The organism is Phyllobacterium sp. 1468 (genome assembly GCF_031455525.1).
In the GTDB taxonomy this organism is placed as follows: domain Bacteria; phylum Pseudomonadota; class Alphaproteobacteria; order Rhizobiales; family Rhizobiaceae; genus Phyllobacterium.
Genome location: NZ_JAVDSX010000005.1, coordinates 417,070 through 431,604, shown reverse-complemented (window position 1 = coordinate 431,604; position 14,535 = coordinate 417,070). Strand labels below are relative to the sequence as shown.

12 protein-coding genes and 2 pseudogenes are annotated in these 14,535 nt (G+C 56.5%); 7 read left to right on the top strand and 7 right to left on the bottom strand.

The annotated features are described in order from the left end of the window. Together J2X72_RS16700 and J2X72_RS16695 are read left to right on the top strand one after the other, a co-directional pair. Window positions 1-237 (top strand): annotated as a pseudogene (locus J2X72_RS16700) (hypothetical protein); the annotation flags it as partial. A gap of 64 nt (window positions 238-301) precedes the next feature. After that, window positions 302-1,090, top strand: a complete 789-nt coding sequence (locus tag J2X72_RS16695; protein WP_310073604.1) for a hypothetical protein — start codon at window positions 302-304, stop codon at window positions 1,088-1,090. Between the two features lie 144 nt (window positions 1,091-1,234). On the opposite strand, the gene J2X72_RS16690 is transcribed toward J2X72_RS16695, so the two are convergent. After that, window positions 1,235-1,516 (bottom strand): hypothetical protein, encoded by a 282-nt coding sequence (locus J2X72_RS16690; RefSeq protein ID WP_310073602.1) that lies wholly within the window; start codon window positions 1,514-1,516, stop codon window positions 1,235-1,237. A 156-nt stretch (window positions 1,517-1,672) separates the two neighbouring features. On the opposite strand from J2X72_RS16690, the gene J2X72_RS16685 reads away from it, so the two are divergent. From J2X72_RS16685 to J2X72_RS16665, 5 genes and pseudogenes are all read left to right on the top strand, one after another. After that, window positions 1,673-3,466, top strand: coding sequence for an adenylate cyclase (locus tag J2X72_RS16685; protein WP_405044729.1), 1,794 nt, complete (start codon window positions 1,673-1,675; stop codon window positions 3,464-3,466). A gap of 187 nt (window positions 3,467-3,653) precedes the next feature. Beyond that, window positions 3,654-4,456, top strand: a pseudogene (locus tag J2X72_RS16680) (DUF2092 domain-containing protein). Then, window positions 4,453-4,662: a hypothetical protein gene (locus tag J2X72_RS16675; protein WP_310073598.1), complete on the top strand. Its 210-nt coding sequence runs from the start codon at window positions 4,453-4,455 to the stop codon at window positions 4,660-4,662. Before J2X72_RS16680 ends, J2X72_RS16675 begins: the two are co-directional and overlap by 4 nt. A gap of 47 nt (window positions 4,663-4,709) precedes the next feature. Beyond that, entirely contained in the window at window positions 4,710-5,966 is a 1,257-nt protein-coding gene (locus tag J2X72_RS16670; RefSeq protein WP_310073596.1) for an alpha/beta hydrolase, read from the top strand. Between the two features lie 481 nt (window positions 5,967-6,447). After that, window positions 6,448-7,254, top strand: a complete 807-nt coding sequence (locus tag J2X72_RS16665; RefSeq protein ID WP_310073594.1) for a transporter — start codon at window positions 6,448-6,450, stop codon at window positions 7,252-7,254. A 307-nt stretch (window positions 7,255-7,561) separates the two neighbouring features. On the opposite strand, the gene J2X72_RS16660 is transcribed toward J2X72_RS16665, so the two are convergent. The 6 genes from J2X72_RS16660 to J2X72_RS16635 all read right to left on the bottom strand — a co-directional run bounded on the left by J2X72_RS16660 (window position 7,562) and on the right by J2X72_RS16635 (window position 14,499). Beyond that, window positions 7,562-8,218, bottom strand: a complete 657-nt coding sequence (locus J2X72_RS16660; protein ID WP_310073592.1) for a hypothetical protein — start codon at window positions 8,216-8,218, stop codon at window positions 7,562-7,564. Between the two features lie 95 nt (window positions 8,219-8,313). Continuing rightward, window positions 8,314-9,747, bottom strand: coding sequence for a DUF1254 domain-containing protein (locus J2X72_RS16655; protein WP_310073589.1), 1,434 nt, complete (start codon window positions 9,745-9,747; stop codon window positions 8,314-8,316). Window positions 9,748-10,297: 550 nt separating this feature from the next. Further along, entirely contained in the window at window positions 10,298-10,912 is a 615-nt protein-coding gene (locus J2X72_RS16650) for a DJ-1/PfpI family protein (protein ID WP_210005574.1), read from the bottom strand. Between the two features lie 55 nt (window positions 10,913-10,967). Next, window positions 10,968-11,918, bottom strand: a complete 951-nt coding sequence (locus J2X72_RS16645; RefSeq protein ID WP_210005573.1) for a substrate-binding domain-containing protein — start codon at window positions 11,916-11,918, stop codon at window positions 10,968-10,970. Window positions 11,919-11,977: 59 nt separating this feature from the next. Next, the gene (locus J2X72_RS16640; protein WP_310073585.1) at window positions 11,978-12,970 is read right to left on the bottom strand and encodes an ABC transporter permease; all 993 of its coding nucleotides are present in this window, start codon (window positions 12,968-12,970) and stop codon (window positions 11,978-11,980) included. Next, complete coding sequence (locus J2X72_RS16635; protein WP_310073582.1) at window positions 12,967-14,499, bottom strand: sugar ABC transporter ATP-binding protein; 1,533 nt, start codon at window positions 14,497-14,499, stop codon at window positions 12,967-12,969. Before J2X72_RS16635 ends, J2X72_RS16640 begins: the two co-directional genes overlap by 4 nt. Window positions 14,500-14,535 lie beyond the last annotated feature (36 nt).

Genomic DNA, 14,535 nt, shown 5'->3' with positions numbered 1-14,535 from the left:
GTCAAGATGATGCGGGCAGTCGGGGATGTGGTTCCATTCGACTGGCGACTGATCGTCAATGGCTATCTTCCAGAATACGCCTATGAGCGCGGCGCACTCGACACCAGTCTGCCGCTCGCGGATCTGCGGCGACGCGCCCATATCGCCGAGCGGGCCAAGGCCGCAGGCCTCACGCCGGACTTTTCCCGGCTCATCAGGCTGGATGTGCCATCTCCGGTTGAACGGCAAAAACAGTGATAAGACGCCATCGGGATGAGTCGAAGCCCAAACAACCGCAGCACCAAAAACAGGGAACCATTTCATGAAGACTTCCGTACCGTTCGTATCAATGCTGGCTGCCGCACTCTTGGTTGTCCTCCCGGCGCGGGCGGCCGATGTCGTTTCGGTGATGGCGCCCGAAGTCAACACGACCGAGAAGGATGGTTGGACCTTCGCCTTCAGCCCATACTTCTGGGCAGCGGGACTATCGGGTGACACGGCTCAGTTCGGCCTGCCGTCGGTGCACATCGACGCCGATTTCGGCAACATCCTGGACGATCTTGATTTTGCCGCCATGGCGATAGGCGAGGCACGTCATGATCGCTACAGCATTTTTGGCGATATCATGTACACCAAGATATCGAGCGGCTCGGCTACTCCCAGGGGCATTCTGGCGGAGGACGTCGACGTGTCTTCGCAAACATTTGCTGGCTTGGTGGGCGCGGGGTATTCGATCCTGCAAAGTGAGAGGGGCACGCTCGATGTCGTCGCTGGCGCAAGGGTCTGGTACGTCAACACTGATATCTCATTCAGTGGTGGCATTCTCGATGGCCGTGAACGCAGCGACAGCGCGACCTGGGTTGACGGCCTTACCGGTCTGCGAGGCAAATACGCGCTCACCGACAGAGTATATTTGACCGGCTGGGGGCTCATTGGGGGCGGCGGTGCGAATGTCGACTGGGACATTGCCGGCGGTATCGGCTACGAGTTCAACAAGACGGTATCGGCGGTTTTGGGATACCGGGCGCTGGGTGTTGACTACAGCAGCGACGGGTTTGTTTTCGATGTCGTCCAGCAGGGTCCCATACTGGGTGTGGTCATGCATTTCTAGCATCGTCTTGCATCGTTCCTGGGCCGGTAGGATCGTGCCAACAACGCGGCTGCCACAAAGAAGTGCGCAAGCTTCGCAATTTTAAGAACGAGTGCAAAGTTCCATGCTCTTCTTCTGATGAAATCGTGCAACGTCGAGGGACTGTTATGTATGAGGTTTTTGTCTTCGGATATCAAACGGAATGACATCGGCTTGATTGAGCGCCGTTTCGATCTCGACTGACAGGCTGTGGACCATTTCCGCGTATTCCGCGCAGCGCTGCTCCCGTAGCGGTTCAATCGATATTTCCCAGTGCAGCAATGCCGCCTGCGCATCCGCCAAGTCGGTGCACAAATCCCGGAAATCATCATCAGAAGCGGCCAGCCGTTCGATTGACCGAGCTCGTTCGGGAAAGCTGCGTTGAGCAGCAGCCACGCCCTTGTCCATTTCGGCCCCCTTCCGTCGCGACTGATGTGGCGCCATGACGTGCCAAGGTTGAGTTGCTCGCGCATGATCATGGACGGAACACGGTTTGGGGAGTAGGTTACAGTAACATACGGTCAAAATGCCGACCGTTTCTTTTCATTGGGGGATGAAAACAAAATGCAAGGCTCCATGATGGCTGACATCGCTCAGCCCGAGCAGACCGTGCGGCGGCCACCCGCTCCGGAAGATATCCGCTCCCAACTTGATCGCCTCATTGCCAGCCCGGAATTTCCAGACACGGGTCATGCGCATTCGTTCCTGCGCTATGTAGTGGAAGAAACTCTCTCCGGCCGTTCCGAGCGCATCAAAGGCTATTCCATAGCCATAGAGGTTTTCAAGCGCGACGAGCAATTCAACCAGGACGATCCCGTCGTGCGGATCGAGGCGGGGCGGTTGCGGAGGGCGCTCGAGCGATATTACCTGGTTGCCGGCCAGAACGACCCCATCCGGATCGACATTCCAAAAGGCAAATATGTTCCGTTCTTCAGTTGGAATGGACCAATGGCCGAGGAAGCTGCCCACCGCGTTCCGGAGCGGTTACCCAAATATCCTTCGGAGCGCAGGAGATGGTCGGTTTTGTTCGGTTTGCTCGGCATCCTCGTTGCGACCTTGGGCTACTGGATGGCGAGCCCTTTTTCATCGCCAACCACCGCCGCTGGCCCCGACGGGCCGACGCTGATGATCGCGCCCTTTGCCAATCTCAGTGAAGGATCGGAGACCCGTCTCTATGCGCTCGGCCTCACCGAGGAACTCTTGACCGCTCTTCCCCGCTTCAAGGAGATCAGGGTTTTCGGACGCGAAACCTCCGAGGCCTTCCCACCGGAAGTGGACCCTTCGCTTGTCCGCAGGGAACTTGGTGCCAATTATCTGCTTGCCGGTGCAGTTCGTGTCTCCGGTGACCGCGTGCGGGTGACCGCACGCTTGCTCGATACAAAAACCGGCGCCATCCTGTGGTCGCAGACCTACGACGATGATGTTCGCTCACGCGGATTGTTTGCCATTCAAACCGATGTTGCAAATCGTGTCGCAACTGCTGTGGCCCAGCCATACGGCATTATTTCAAAAGCGGTCGCGTCCAGTCCCCCACCTGCTGACGTCGGCGCATATGACTGCACGTTGCAGTTCTATGGTTATCGTGCCGAATTGAGCGTGGAAAAGCACGGAACGGTTCGCACGTGCCTTGAAAGCGCGGTTGCCCGCTTCCCCTCCTATGCCACGGCGTGGGCAATGCTGTCGATCTTGTATCTCGACGAGGACCGGTTTGGTTACAACCCGACGTCGGAATCTTCAACTCCATTGGAGCGGTCACTGCATGCGGCCCGGCGTGCCGTGGAACTCGACCCGGGCAATACACGTGCCCTTCAAGCCTTGATGACGGCGTTGTTCTTCAACCGGCAGCTGACCGAAGCGCTCCAAGTAGGTGAGCAGGCACTCGCGACCAATCCCAACGACACGGAGCTGTTGGGTGAGTACGGTGTGCGCTTGGCCATGGGTGGACAATGGCAACGCGGAGCGGCGGTGCTGGATCAGGCGCTGGCTCTCAACCCCGGCGGTGCGGGCTACTACCGCGGCACCAGGGCGCTGGCAGCCTATATGCTGGAGGACTACGAAACGGCGCTCGTCGATATCAGACAAGCGAATCTGCAGAAGTTTCCGCTTTTTCATATTGTCGCCGCCGTCATCTACGCAGAGCGCGGGATGAAGGAGGATGCCGCCCGCGAGGGAGACTTGTTTATGAAAATGCGTCCCGCATTCCTTCCGAACATTACCGCGGAACTTACAAACCGCAACTATCGACCTGAGGATCAGGTCCGCATCATTGCCGGGCTGCGCAAGGCAGGGATGCCGGTTCCGGACGAGACGGCACAAGCCACTTCGCCGCCCCCCGCCTCCGATCTTCCTTCAAGGTAGTGGCCTTGGTTCTCTTTAGCTGCAGCCCTGCTCCTGCGTGCGTTGAAACATGTAACATACGCGATGTTACGGGCGTAATTCCTTGGTGGCGTGTACTTTCCATAGCAATAGGGAGACTTGATGAGTGGTCGGGTTTGAATGCCAGTCCACCAGATTTCACCACAACTGAGTGGAGGGGCCGAGGATGATGATTGCCCAACATTTGATCCGAACCATTACAGCGTCCTTATCGTCGGCCGCGCTCGCCCTGACAGTCTTTGCCGGAATGCCGACGGGCGCGACGGCTGCCGAAGCTGATGCCAAGACACTGCTCAAGGCAATGTCCGACTATCTGACCGATCAGAAAGCAATTTCTTTTAATTACGACAGCAATCTGGAAGTCGTCGCCCAGGACCATCAGAAATTGCTGCTTGCAAGCTCGGGCAAGATCGAGATGGGGCGGCCGGACAAACTTCGCGCCACCCGGCATGGCGGTTTCGCCGATGTCGAGATGGTGTTTGACGGAAAGACACTGACGGTGCTGGGCAAGGATGCCAATCGCTATGCCGAGGTGGACGTGCCGGGCACCATCGACAACCTCGTCAATCGGTTGAGAGACACACTGCACAGACCCCTTCCGGCCGCCGACCTGATCCTCGCAAACGTCTATGAGGAGCTGATGCGCGATGTGATCGATGTCAAGGACCTCGGCAGTGGTGTGGTCGGCGGCACGGAATGTGATCACCTCGCATTTCGGGCAAAGGACGTCGACTGGCAGATCTGGATCGCCCAAGGCGAAAATCCCTATCCCTGCAGGTATGTGATCACCGCAAGTCAGGTGGACCAGAGCCCCCAGTACAGCATCCAGATCAGTGACTGGAAAACAGGCATCGATGTCGTAGCGGACGACTTCAGTTTCGAAAACAAGTCGAAAGCCGAAAAGGTGGATCTAGAGAAGCTGCCTAATATTGACGAACTCCCGATCACTTAGCCCCCGGAGGCACAAAATGATGATCTCAAGGAAACGTAAGTTAAGCGTGCTTGCCGCAATCATTGGTTTGTTCGCACTGGAGGCAGGGGCGGAGCTCTCGACCAGCCTCTACAGCTTTGTCGGGACGGCCGAGGCCCGGATCGGCCGTCCGCTCACGCCCGTCAGCGTAGCCGGCGTGGCACGACGCACTGTCAGGAGATGCGCTGTGGGGGTATATTATTGTTAGCCGGGGAGATCTCTCATACTCGTAGCACGGTTGCTTCGTCAAAGCGCATGCTTTGGATTGTGATGCTGGCGATCGCCGTTACTGCAGGCTGTGCCAGCCGACCGAAGAACGTGTTGTCACCTGTCGCCGAGACGTCTTCGGGCGCAACCAAGGTTGAGATGCTGGTGACAACAACGCGAAGCCGTTCCAGTGTTCCCGGTCAAATGTTCAGTGGCGAGCGCGGGCTGACACCGTCCTTTGCTGACATAACGGTTTCGATCCCTCCAGGCAAGGTGCGAAAAGTCGGTGAGGTCGCTTGGCCGAAGAAGCTTCCCTCCAATCCGGCGACGGACTTTGCGGTTCTGAAAGCCAACGCATTGTCGTTGGACGAAGCCAAATTATGGCTGAATGCTACGGTGAAGAAAAACCCGGATCATAGCGTCATTGTGTTCATTCATGGCTTCAACAATCGCTTCGAAGATTCCGTCTATCGTTTCGCGCAAATCATGCAAGATTCGGGCATCCCCAATACGCCGCTATTGGTTACCTGGCCTTCGCGCGGCAGCCTGTTGGCCTATGGATACGACCGCGAGAGCACCAACTACACGAGAAACGCGCTCGAAGCGCTGTTCCAATATCTGGCTAGAGATCCCGAGGTAAAGGATGTCTCCATACTGGCGCATTCCATGGGCAACTGGCTCGCATTGGAGTCCCTGCGCCAGATGGCCATCCGCAACGGCAAACTGCCGCCGAAATTCAAGAACGTCATGCTTGCCGACGCGGATGTCGATGTCGATGTCTTCCGTTCCCAGATCGCAGACATGGGCAAGCAACGACCGCAGTTCACCCTTTTTGTTTCCCGCGATGATCGCGCGCTCGCGTTGTCTCGGCGGGTGTGGGGGGATATACCGAGAATAGGCTCCATCGATCCAGAACAATCTCCCTACAAGGAGGAACTGGCCGCCAACAAGATTAGGGTGATCGACCTCACCAAGATCAAGGCCGGCGACAGTCTCCATCACAGCAAATTCGCCGAATCCCCGCAGATTGTACGGCTCATTGGTGCCCGCATCTCGCAGGGCCAGACCTTGACCGACAGCAGGGTTGGCCTCGGCGACAAGATCCTCGAAGCCACGACCGGAACGGCGGCAGTGGCAGGCAGCGCCGCTGGATTGATCCTTTCCGCCCCGATCGCCGTCGTCGATCAGAATTCCCGGGACAACTATGCAAATCACATCGCCGGGTTGAGCGGCAAGTCTGGAGGGCAAAAGCCAGCGGGTAACAGTTGCAAGCCCAATTCGCTTCAGCCAACAACGTGCGATTGAAGTTCCGGCGGGCGCCACGACCGGGGAGCACCAGTCGGCCTCGCTGATCTGGTGAAATGCTGCCGCCGCCGGTGCGCAAAACCAGCTGCGGATGCGAGCTACGCGTTCACCCACCAGCAGGGCTCAACGTCGTATTGGTGGAATCCAAGAACGACGATCCGTGCAACTACAGTAACCGGCAACGGGAAGGTCCAGACAATCGAAGCAGCAACAGCGCGCTACTGCGGTCAGGAGTAGTTGTTCGCGTTCGTAAGGATACGCCGCGCAACGGGTAATAACGGACGTAGGCCACAGTAAGATACCCCCCGCAGGAGCGGCGCTTCGATAGGTTTCACTACACCAAGGATTGCAAGAGCGGGCCCCGGGCTACGGCAGTACTGATGGTCAGTTTAACCGTTACGTACTTTTCTCTATCGCCACTACCTGCAATTGGTTGGAACGAGCCGCGAAGGCTGTCACGTAATGAGGTGTGGGGATGTTTATGTCGATCTTACGCTTGGGATTTCTATCCGCTTCTGTAGCAGTCTATGCAGTTATCCCTGCCGCACAGGCCCAAGAGAGTGCAGCGGACCTCGCCAAGAAACTCTCAAACCCCATCGCCTCGCTCATCAGCGTGCCGTTCCAGGGCAACTATGACGGCGGTTATGGCCCGAACGATGGCAGCAAATACACCATCAATGTTCAACCCGTCATTCCGTTCACCTTGAACGAGGACTGGAATGTCATCTCTCGCACGATCGTGCCGATTGTCTGGCAAAACCACATCGCAGGACCGTCCGGCGATCAATTCGGGCTTGGGGATACGACGCAGAGCCTGTTCTTCTCGCCTAAGAGGCCCACGTCGAGTGGTATCATTTGGGGTGTCGGTCCCGTCTTTCTTTTGCCAACCGCTACGGACGACTTGCTGGGTGGCGGGAAGTGGGGCGCGGGCCCGACCGCCGTAGCCCTCAAGCAATCCGGTCCGTGGACCTATGGCGCTCTTGCAAACCAAATCTGGTCGTTCGCGGGTGAGGACGATCGTCAGGACGTGAACTCGATGTTCCTCCAGCCCTTCATTTCGTACACGACGAAGAACGCCTGGACCTTCGCGCTGAACACCGAGAGCACCTACAATTGGCAGGCCGAACAATGGTCCGTTCCTATAAACTTCACGGTCGCGAAGCTCGTGAAGGTAAACAAGCAGCCAATTCAGTTGACCGCCGGCGTCCGTTATTGGGCCGAGAGCCCTGACAACGGCCCTGACGGCTTTGGCGCACGCCTGGCCATTACCTTCCTGTTTCCGAAATAATACATCGCGGCTTCCGCGGCAAACGCCCTAGTCCGGACGAAGCCGTGCATCGCCAAACAGATCCCTATTTAAGGTTTCACTATGGTGGACAGGAAGTTTGTCGCCGCCCGATGGACAAGACGAGCAAGGTTTGCCCGGCCTAGCGGCCCTTAGAGCTGGCGACGAGAGCACTTTTTCACGAGATCGGGTAGTAGCGGCCCACAAAGACTTAGTTCTAAATCGGTCAGCATGGGACATCGTGCTTCCACTGATTGCAGGGGTCGCACTCGTCTTGAACACAAGATCATTGCTACGGCTGCATTGCCCGCTAGTAGCATGGCGGATAGGGGTAAGGTCCACAGGCGGGCCGTGTATAGTAAGGGTGCGAATAGTAGTAGGGGGCTGCGGCGGCAGCAGCAGCACCTGCATACCACGCGCCGCGATAAGCGGCTCGTCTTGCCGCACCAGCGAAGGAGACTGGCGTAAAGGGCATACCGATAATGTCTATGAATGTAGCAGCAGCGCCAGCAGCACCGTCGATGTTTCCTTCCAGAACATCGACCTCAAAGGCCAACGTTTCGCCTTCCAGTTTCGGTGCCTTCAGTGTGACAACGGCATCCAGCACAGATTTGCCGTCCTGGCTAAGAACCGACACGGTCGCATTGGGTGGGTCCTTGGCGAAGCTGTCACTTCCAGCGGCCCATTCCTCGATCAGAGATGAGGTAGACACATGACCGGCGGCTCGGACCGGACGATCGGCGAACATGATGGAGTTTGGCGAAACACCCGTAAGAACGAGCCGGCGGGCAGTTATGCTCGCGCCCCGAGAGTTAAGAACGATCAGCGCGGGCTCGATTTTCGGCTTTGCTGCGCCAATTGATTTTGCCGCAGGTGAAGCGATCGCGTCCTCTGCTTGTGACGCATGACCTGACAGTGAAATACCGGCGATCATCGTGACCGCGAGTAGAGTTGTTCTAAGTACCACGAGTGCCTCCTTGGAATGACCTGCTTGATGGTAAAGTTTCAGATCTGGGACAGGTGTCACTCGCTTTGGCTGGCAACACCTGCAGCAATGTGTGGTTAGCCAGCTTCCTCGATCGGTGGGATTGTCCAGGTACCGTTGATGATTGACGGATCGTTCTCATTCGGCCAGTACATGCGCAACATCAAAATGAACTTCCCCTCAGGCGCAGGCAGCCAATTGGCCTCCTTGTCGGCACCGGGGGATGTATGCTGCAGGTATAAGTCGAGTGATCCGTCTTTGTTGTACTGCAAATCCTGGCGCGGGCTGATCGAATAGCGGTTGAGCGGGTTCTCAACGAAGAAAAAATTCTCGTTATACATTGTGATCGACCAGAAACCGGATACGGGTGGCGTCTGTCCCTTCTCGAAGTGGATAACATAGTTCTTCCGGCCTTCGTAGCTGCGTTGGTGCGCATCCTTTTCCGAAGTCGGATAAACCGCGTCCTGGGGCCGATTAGCGCCGAGTCCGATCGCTGTTATCAGGGCGCGCATCAAATAGTCGGTGCCGTAGAGTCCCGTTTTCGTGGTAAAGGCCCAGCCATTGATGTCCTTGACATGGCTATTGATCTTGAATTGCAGCATGATCCGATCGACGGCAACTACCGGGATGCGATCGCGGAAGTCGGCCTTCAACCTGCTCGCGTCAAAATCCTGACCCGCAACCAGGCCGATGCGCGCGAAACGCTCGAGTGCCGGCGCATCCGCGTCGGAAGGTGGGTTCGCTTTCATCAATTCGGCAAGTAGCGTGAAATACTCCACGACACCAAGGCGATTGACCTGATCCCGCACAGAAGTCTTCATATCGATCGATGAATCAACTTTACCCGACGGTGGCGTGTATTCCTTGCCGTAGGCGCTCAGCGGGACGAGCTTGAATTCATCCTGGAGTGCATGCACCGCGGCATAATCCTCGGGCGTTCCGGAGCAGTAGATGCGTCCAAGTAACCAGACTATATCGGTCGGGGCTTTATACTGGATCACGCCATCCGGAAGCGTTCCGCTCCAGCCCGGGCCTGTGATGGCATAGGTCTGAGCGCCCGTTCCGGTCGTTCGCTTACCCGGAACCTGAAAGACATTCGTCCATCCGTCAAGCATTGGAAGCAGAAAGTATCGGCCCTTCATATCGGGAACGCTGAGGATGTATGGCTCCTTGCCGACATTCATGAAGGCTGTCGTGTAGAGCGTATCCGCATTGGGCGCTGTAACATCTTTGAACGAGGCATCAGGATATTGCCGGAGCTTGATGATATGACCCATGGGGGCTCGCGTTCCCTTTGGCTCTGCAACATTGGTCATGACGCGACGGGTCATCTCCATTGTCACAAGAGGATAGCCATAAATGTACGCGTCGGTGGCTAACCAGAAGTCTTCCATGCCTTCACCGACGCGTAATCCTCCTTCGCCGAAATCCGCACGAGCAAGGGATATTGTTGATGCGCCGGCCAGCAAACTCAGGCTTCCGAACGTCATAGTTCGACGGGTGATTTTCATCATTATCTCCAGACAGTGGGCACGACTGGAACTCTGCGGCGCTCAAGGTCCACGCCGCTAGGTAATTTACTGTAAATTACCGTAGGTTACGCTTAGGTATCTCGGGCTTAGTTTATGGGGTCCGACCAGATTTAAAAATTGCGACCGAGCAAATAGGTTAGACAAGGCACCCTACCCTCTTGTGCCCACTGGCCATCAAAACGGATTAGACCTGTCGCTTCTGGTTTGGATCAGAAACCCAGCCGAGTTGCGAGAATAGTTTCCAAACAATGCGCACCGTCTCTCGCGTCCAAGACCCGTATCTTCGGCAATCTTTGAGATCAACTCCGCACATCGAGCAGACCCTACTCTCTTCGCTGCGCATTCTCGTCTTATCCTAGCGGGCCGAAGATCTCGGCCGCTATCCTCTGCGCAGCCACGAACCGCCATCAATGGGAAAACCTGTTCAAAGACAGTGTCAAAGGGGAGACAACGAATGGCCTTCCGTTCGGATCGCCATCGTTGTCTGTTAATGAACTCTATCTAGCTGTCAAATCTTGACGAGTTTGCTTCACGCAGCTTTCGCAACGTCTTCGCTGTGGTGAATTTCCGTTCCCAGCACTTTGAGGCATTCCCTGATAAAGGCTGCCAGTGCAGTCCAACCCTTGGCGGACACCATCGTGCCATCAACATAGGCTTCTGTCGGCGACAGATCGACGTAAGTGCCGCCTGCAAGCGTTACCTCCGGCTCGCAAGCGCCAAGCGCGCCTACTTTTTTGCCGCGGACGACGCCATCCACCGCAATGAGAATCTGCACACCGTGGCAAATCGTAAAGATGGGTTTCTGCTTATCATGAAAGTGCCGGACAATCGCCTGCACGCGCTTGTCGGTCCGGATATATTCAGGGCCGCGGCCGCCTGCAGCATAGACGGCATGATATTGATCAAGCTGCGCCTCGGCCTCCGAGAAAGTCTTGTTGATTGTAAAGAAGTGACCGAGCTTTTCGGTGTAGGTCTGATCCCCTTCAAAATCGTGCAGTGATGTCTTGATCTGGTCGCCGGCTTTCTTGTCTGGGCAGATTACATGCACCGTGTGTCCAACGGCCTCCATCGCCTGCTGAAAGACGAAAATTTCATATTCCTCGGTGAACTCACCGGTCAGCATCAGTATCTTCTTGCCTGGCATGATTTGCTCCTCTTGGATAAATTGAGGCGGCGTGCGCCGCCTCGTCAGTGAATGTTCAGAACGGTGAATCCGGAAAGTAATACTCCTTGGCATTCTCCTGGGTGATCAGCGGCGCATCGAGTTTTACTGTACCACGCACCGGCGCTTGGCCGACGATGTTGGCGACAGTCATGTAGATTGCCGTCTTGATCATGGCCGGCGGATAAGGTGTCTCTACAGGTGTCATTGCATCGCCGTCGATGACCTTCTTGACGATGTCCTTCATGCCATTACCACCGAGTGCCAATTTGATATCCTTGCGCCCAGATTGTTTCACGGCTTCGAGCACGCCAAGAAGCATGTCGTCGTCATTGGCCCACACCGCATCAATCTGTGGATACTTTGCGAGATAGTCCTGCATCAACTTGAAGGCTTCATCGCTGTTCCAGTTTGCATACTGTATATCCAACACCTTCAGATCGGTGCCTTGGATCGCATCCTGGAAACCTTTGATGCGTTCGTCATCGATGACGGTAGGGATGCCACGAAGGACGACAAGATTGCCCTTACCTTCAAGTCTGTCGATCAGAAACTTTGCGGTGTTTCGTCCCACGGCGATATTGTCACCGGCAAGGTACAGGTCCTGGATCGACGAGTCATTCAAACCTCGGTCGACGACGGTGATGAACGTGCCCGCATCCTTGACAGCCTTGACGGGCGTCGTCAGTTCCTCAGACGTATATGGTAAAATCACCAGCGCGTCGAGCTTACGCCCTGCCGAGAGATCCTCCAAGGCACTCACCTGAGCCGAGGCCGACGGTGAAGTCTTCACGATAACTTCAACGTTCGGAAAGGCCGCGTTGATTTCCTTGGCGGCAGCCTGCGCATGATAGACGATGCCGGCCGTCCAGCCGTGGTCCGCTGCCGGTATCGACACCGCAACAACCTTCTTGTCGGCAGCCAGCGCCTGGCCGGCGATCAGTAGTGCACCTACGGCGGCAGCCGCAATCCATTTCGTAGTATACATTCTTTCCTCCCAGAAATTTGGACTCAACAAATTAAGAACCCGCGCGGTCCAGACACGGATTATTTCGAAAACCGTTGGATAAGCATGGCGATGATGATGATGACCCCTTGGACACCCGCCACCAGATATTCCGAGACGAAGTCGGACAACACCATCAAGTTGGCAATAAGCTCAAGGATGACGGCGCCGGCGACGGTCCCCCAGACATGGCCCTTGCCTCCACGGAGAGCCGTTCCGCCAATAACAACCGCGGTGATAACCTGCAGCTCCCAAAGCACCCCCGTAGTCGGCGTTGCCGCGCCGAGGCGAGGCACATAGCATATAGCGGCGACAGCGACGCATGTGCCCTGAATGGCGTATGCGATAGTGCGTGTCTTGATTATCGAAATGCCGGAGTAGCGCGCGACATCCTCGTTAGCCCCAACAGCCGCGCATTTTCTTCCGTATTTCATCTTGTAGAGAATGAAGGAGGCAACTGCAGCGACTGCCACCGAGATGATGATCGGCAGCGGTATCCCTGCAAGCGTGCCAAAATAAACGGGGCGATAGGCGTCGCGAAGGCTGCGATCGATTGGGATTGAGCCCCCGTCGGACATGTAGGTGATCAGCGCCCTGAAGATACCCATCGTCCCGAGCGTGGCAATGAACGGCTCGATCCTGCCGATTGTAACTATGAGGCCGTTCATCAGCCCGCAAAGAAAGCCGACGACAATCGCCACCATCATTCCGGCCGGGATTGCCATCATCCCCCATTCCGCCGCCATCCTGTTCATGAACAGGATGGTTATCCCGGTAATGAAGGCGGCCATTGATCCGACCGAAAGATCCAATCCCCCAGATGAGATCACGAATGTCGCCCCAACGGCGATGATGGCAATGAAAGCGCTTCTGGTGATGACATTGGCGAGGTTTGTTGCCGAAAGAAAATCGGGATTTATCAGAAACCCGATCAGCATCAGCACGATGAGAGCGACAAAAGGGCCTACATCTGTCCAGCCGATATTCCATTCCCGTTCAGGCCGGATCGCCGTCGAACTCGCCATAATTGTCATTTTGTTCCTCCCACGTTGCCGTCGGCTGCGGCGTCGCTTGTCGCCAGAAGCGCTACATTATGTTCCGTCATAGCCTCGCCCGAGACCTCTCCTCTTAGGCGTCCTTGCCGCATCACCAGGATCCGATCGCAGAGACCGATCAACTCCTGCATTTCCGAAGATATGACGATGCACGCTTTCCCTTCAGCCACGAGACCTTGAATGAAGGCGTAGATCTGGGCCTTGTTGGCGATGTCGATACCCCGCGTCGGTTCGTCGATGACAACGACGGATGGAGTGATCAGCAGGACCTTGGCAAGCAGCAGTTTCTGCTGGTTGCCGCCGGAAAGCTGTCCGGCCTTCACACCGAAGCTCTTAAGCCGGATGTCATACTGTTCGACCGCGGCCCTCAAGGCATCCTGCTCACGCGATCGCCGCAGGAAAATACCCGGGTGAAAGCGGGCCAGTGCCGAAAGCGTCAGATTGGGGGCCAGCCGTTCGTGAAGCAAAAGACCTTTACCCTTGCGGTCCTCCGTGAGGTAACCAATACCGGCATCGAGCACCGCACGAGGCGAACGGATATTGATCGGCTTCCCTTCGAGTTCGATGGTGCCGGTTGCCGGGCGCAGCCCCATGATGCCCTCGAAGAGCTCGGTGCGGCCAGCGCCGATCATTCCGGCGAAACCAAGAATCTCTGATTTGTGAACCTGGAACGAGACGTTTTTGGCGAACCCTGGAACGGACAGGTCGCGCACCGTTAACATAGCCTCGCCTGCGGCTTTGGTGCGCTTTTCCGGATAGAGGGCAGCGAGATCTCGGCCGACCATGAGGCGCGCCATATCCATCTGGGTGAGAGTTCGACCGGGATAGGTCCCGATCTTTTTGCCGTCGCGCAGAACCGTCACCTTGTCGGCCAGCCGCTGCACCTCATCGAGACGATGGCTGATGTATAGGACTGCTGCGCCCTGCTTCTTCAGCTGCAGAATAATCGCAAGCAGTCTTTCGACCTCGTCCCCCGCGAGAACAGCGGTCGGCTCGTCGAAGATGACGATCCTGTAGTCGTCCAGAAGCGCGCGTGCAATCTGGACAAGTTGTCGATCCGCCAGCGCGATGTTTCGCACAAGAGCGTTCGGCGACACCAGACAACCGAGTTCGGCAAGTTTTTCCGTCGCAAGACGCAGCATTGTCCGGTCATCGACGACGCCATTTCGCATCAACTCGCGGCCAAGAAACAGATTTTCCGCGACAGTGAGCGCTTCGGCCAGCAAAATTTCCTGGTGGACAAGGGCAATGCCGGCATCTTGGGCCTGCTCCGGTTTGGCAAACCGAACATGTTCACCATTGAGCGCTAGTGTTCCGGCGGTCGGCTCGATATAGCCTGACAAAAGCCGCATGAACGTCGATTTCCCCGCTCCGTTCTCGCCAATGATCGCATGGATCTCGCCCGGCAATATATCGAGCGTAACGTCGGACAACACCGTGACCGATCCGTACTGTTTGGAAACACCTTCGGCGCGCAGGATAGAGTGGCGAAGGGGCTCGGCCGCCATATCAATCTCCCCCTCTCTTTCCATGCGTAAGACACT

What these genes read in the sequence shown, in the direction of transcription:
- J2X72_RS16695 (WP_310073604.1), top strand. Translation starts at nt 302, where the DNA reads ATGAAGACTTCCGTACCGTTCGTATCAATGCTGGCTGCCGCACTCTTG.
- J2X72_RS16690 (WP_310073602.1), bottom strand. Translation starts at nt 1,516, where the DNA reads ATGGACAAGGGCGTGGCTGCTGCTCAACGCAGCTTTCCCGAACGAGCT.
- J2X72_RS16685 (WP_405044729.1), top strand. Translation starts at nt 1,673, where the DNA reads ATGCAAGGCTCCATGATGGCTGACATCGCTCAGCCCGAGCAGACCGTG.
- J2X72_RS16675 (WP_310073598.1), top strand. Translation starts at nt 4,453, where the DNA reads ATGATGATCTCAAGGAAACGTAAGTTAAGCGTGCTTGCCGCAATCATT.
- J2X72_RS16670 (WP_310073596.1), top strand. Translation starts at nt 4,710, where the DNA reads ATGCTTTGGATTGTGATGCTGGCGATCGCCGTTACTGCAGGCTGTGCC.
- J2X72_RS16665 (WP_310073594.1), top strand. Translation starts at nt 6,448, where the DNA reads ATGTCGATCTTACGCTTGGGATTTCTATCCGCTTCTGTAGCAGTCTAT.
- J2X72_RS16655 (WP_310073589.1), bottom strand. Translation starts at nt 9,747, where the DNA reads ATGAAAATCACCCGTCGAACTATGACGTTCGGAAGCCTGAGTTTGCTG.
- J2X72_RS16650 (WP_210005574.1), bottom strand. Translation starts at nt 10,912, where the DNA reads ATGCCAGGCAAGAAGATACTGATGCTGACCGGTGAGTTCACCGAGGAA.
- J2X72_RS16645 (WP_210005573.1), bottom strand. Translation starts at nt 11,918, where the DNA reads ATGTATACTACGAAATGGATTGCGGCTGCCGCCGTAGGTGCACTACTG.
- J2X72_RS16640 (WP_310073585.1), bottom strand. Translation starts at nt 12,970, where the DNA reads ATGACAATTATGGCGAGTTCGACGGCGATCCGGCCTGAACGGGAATGG.
- J2X72_RS16635 (WP_310073582.1), bottom strand. Translation starts at nt 14,499, where the DNA reads ATGGCGGCCGAGCCCCTTCGCCACTCTATCCTGCGCGCCGAAGGTGTT.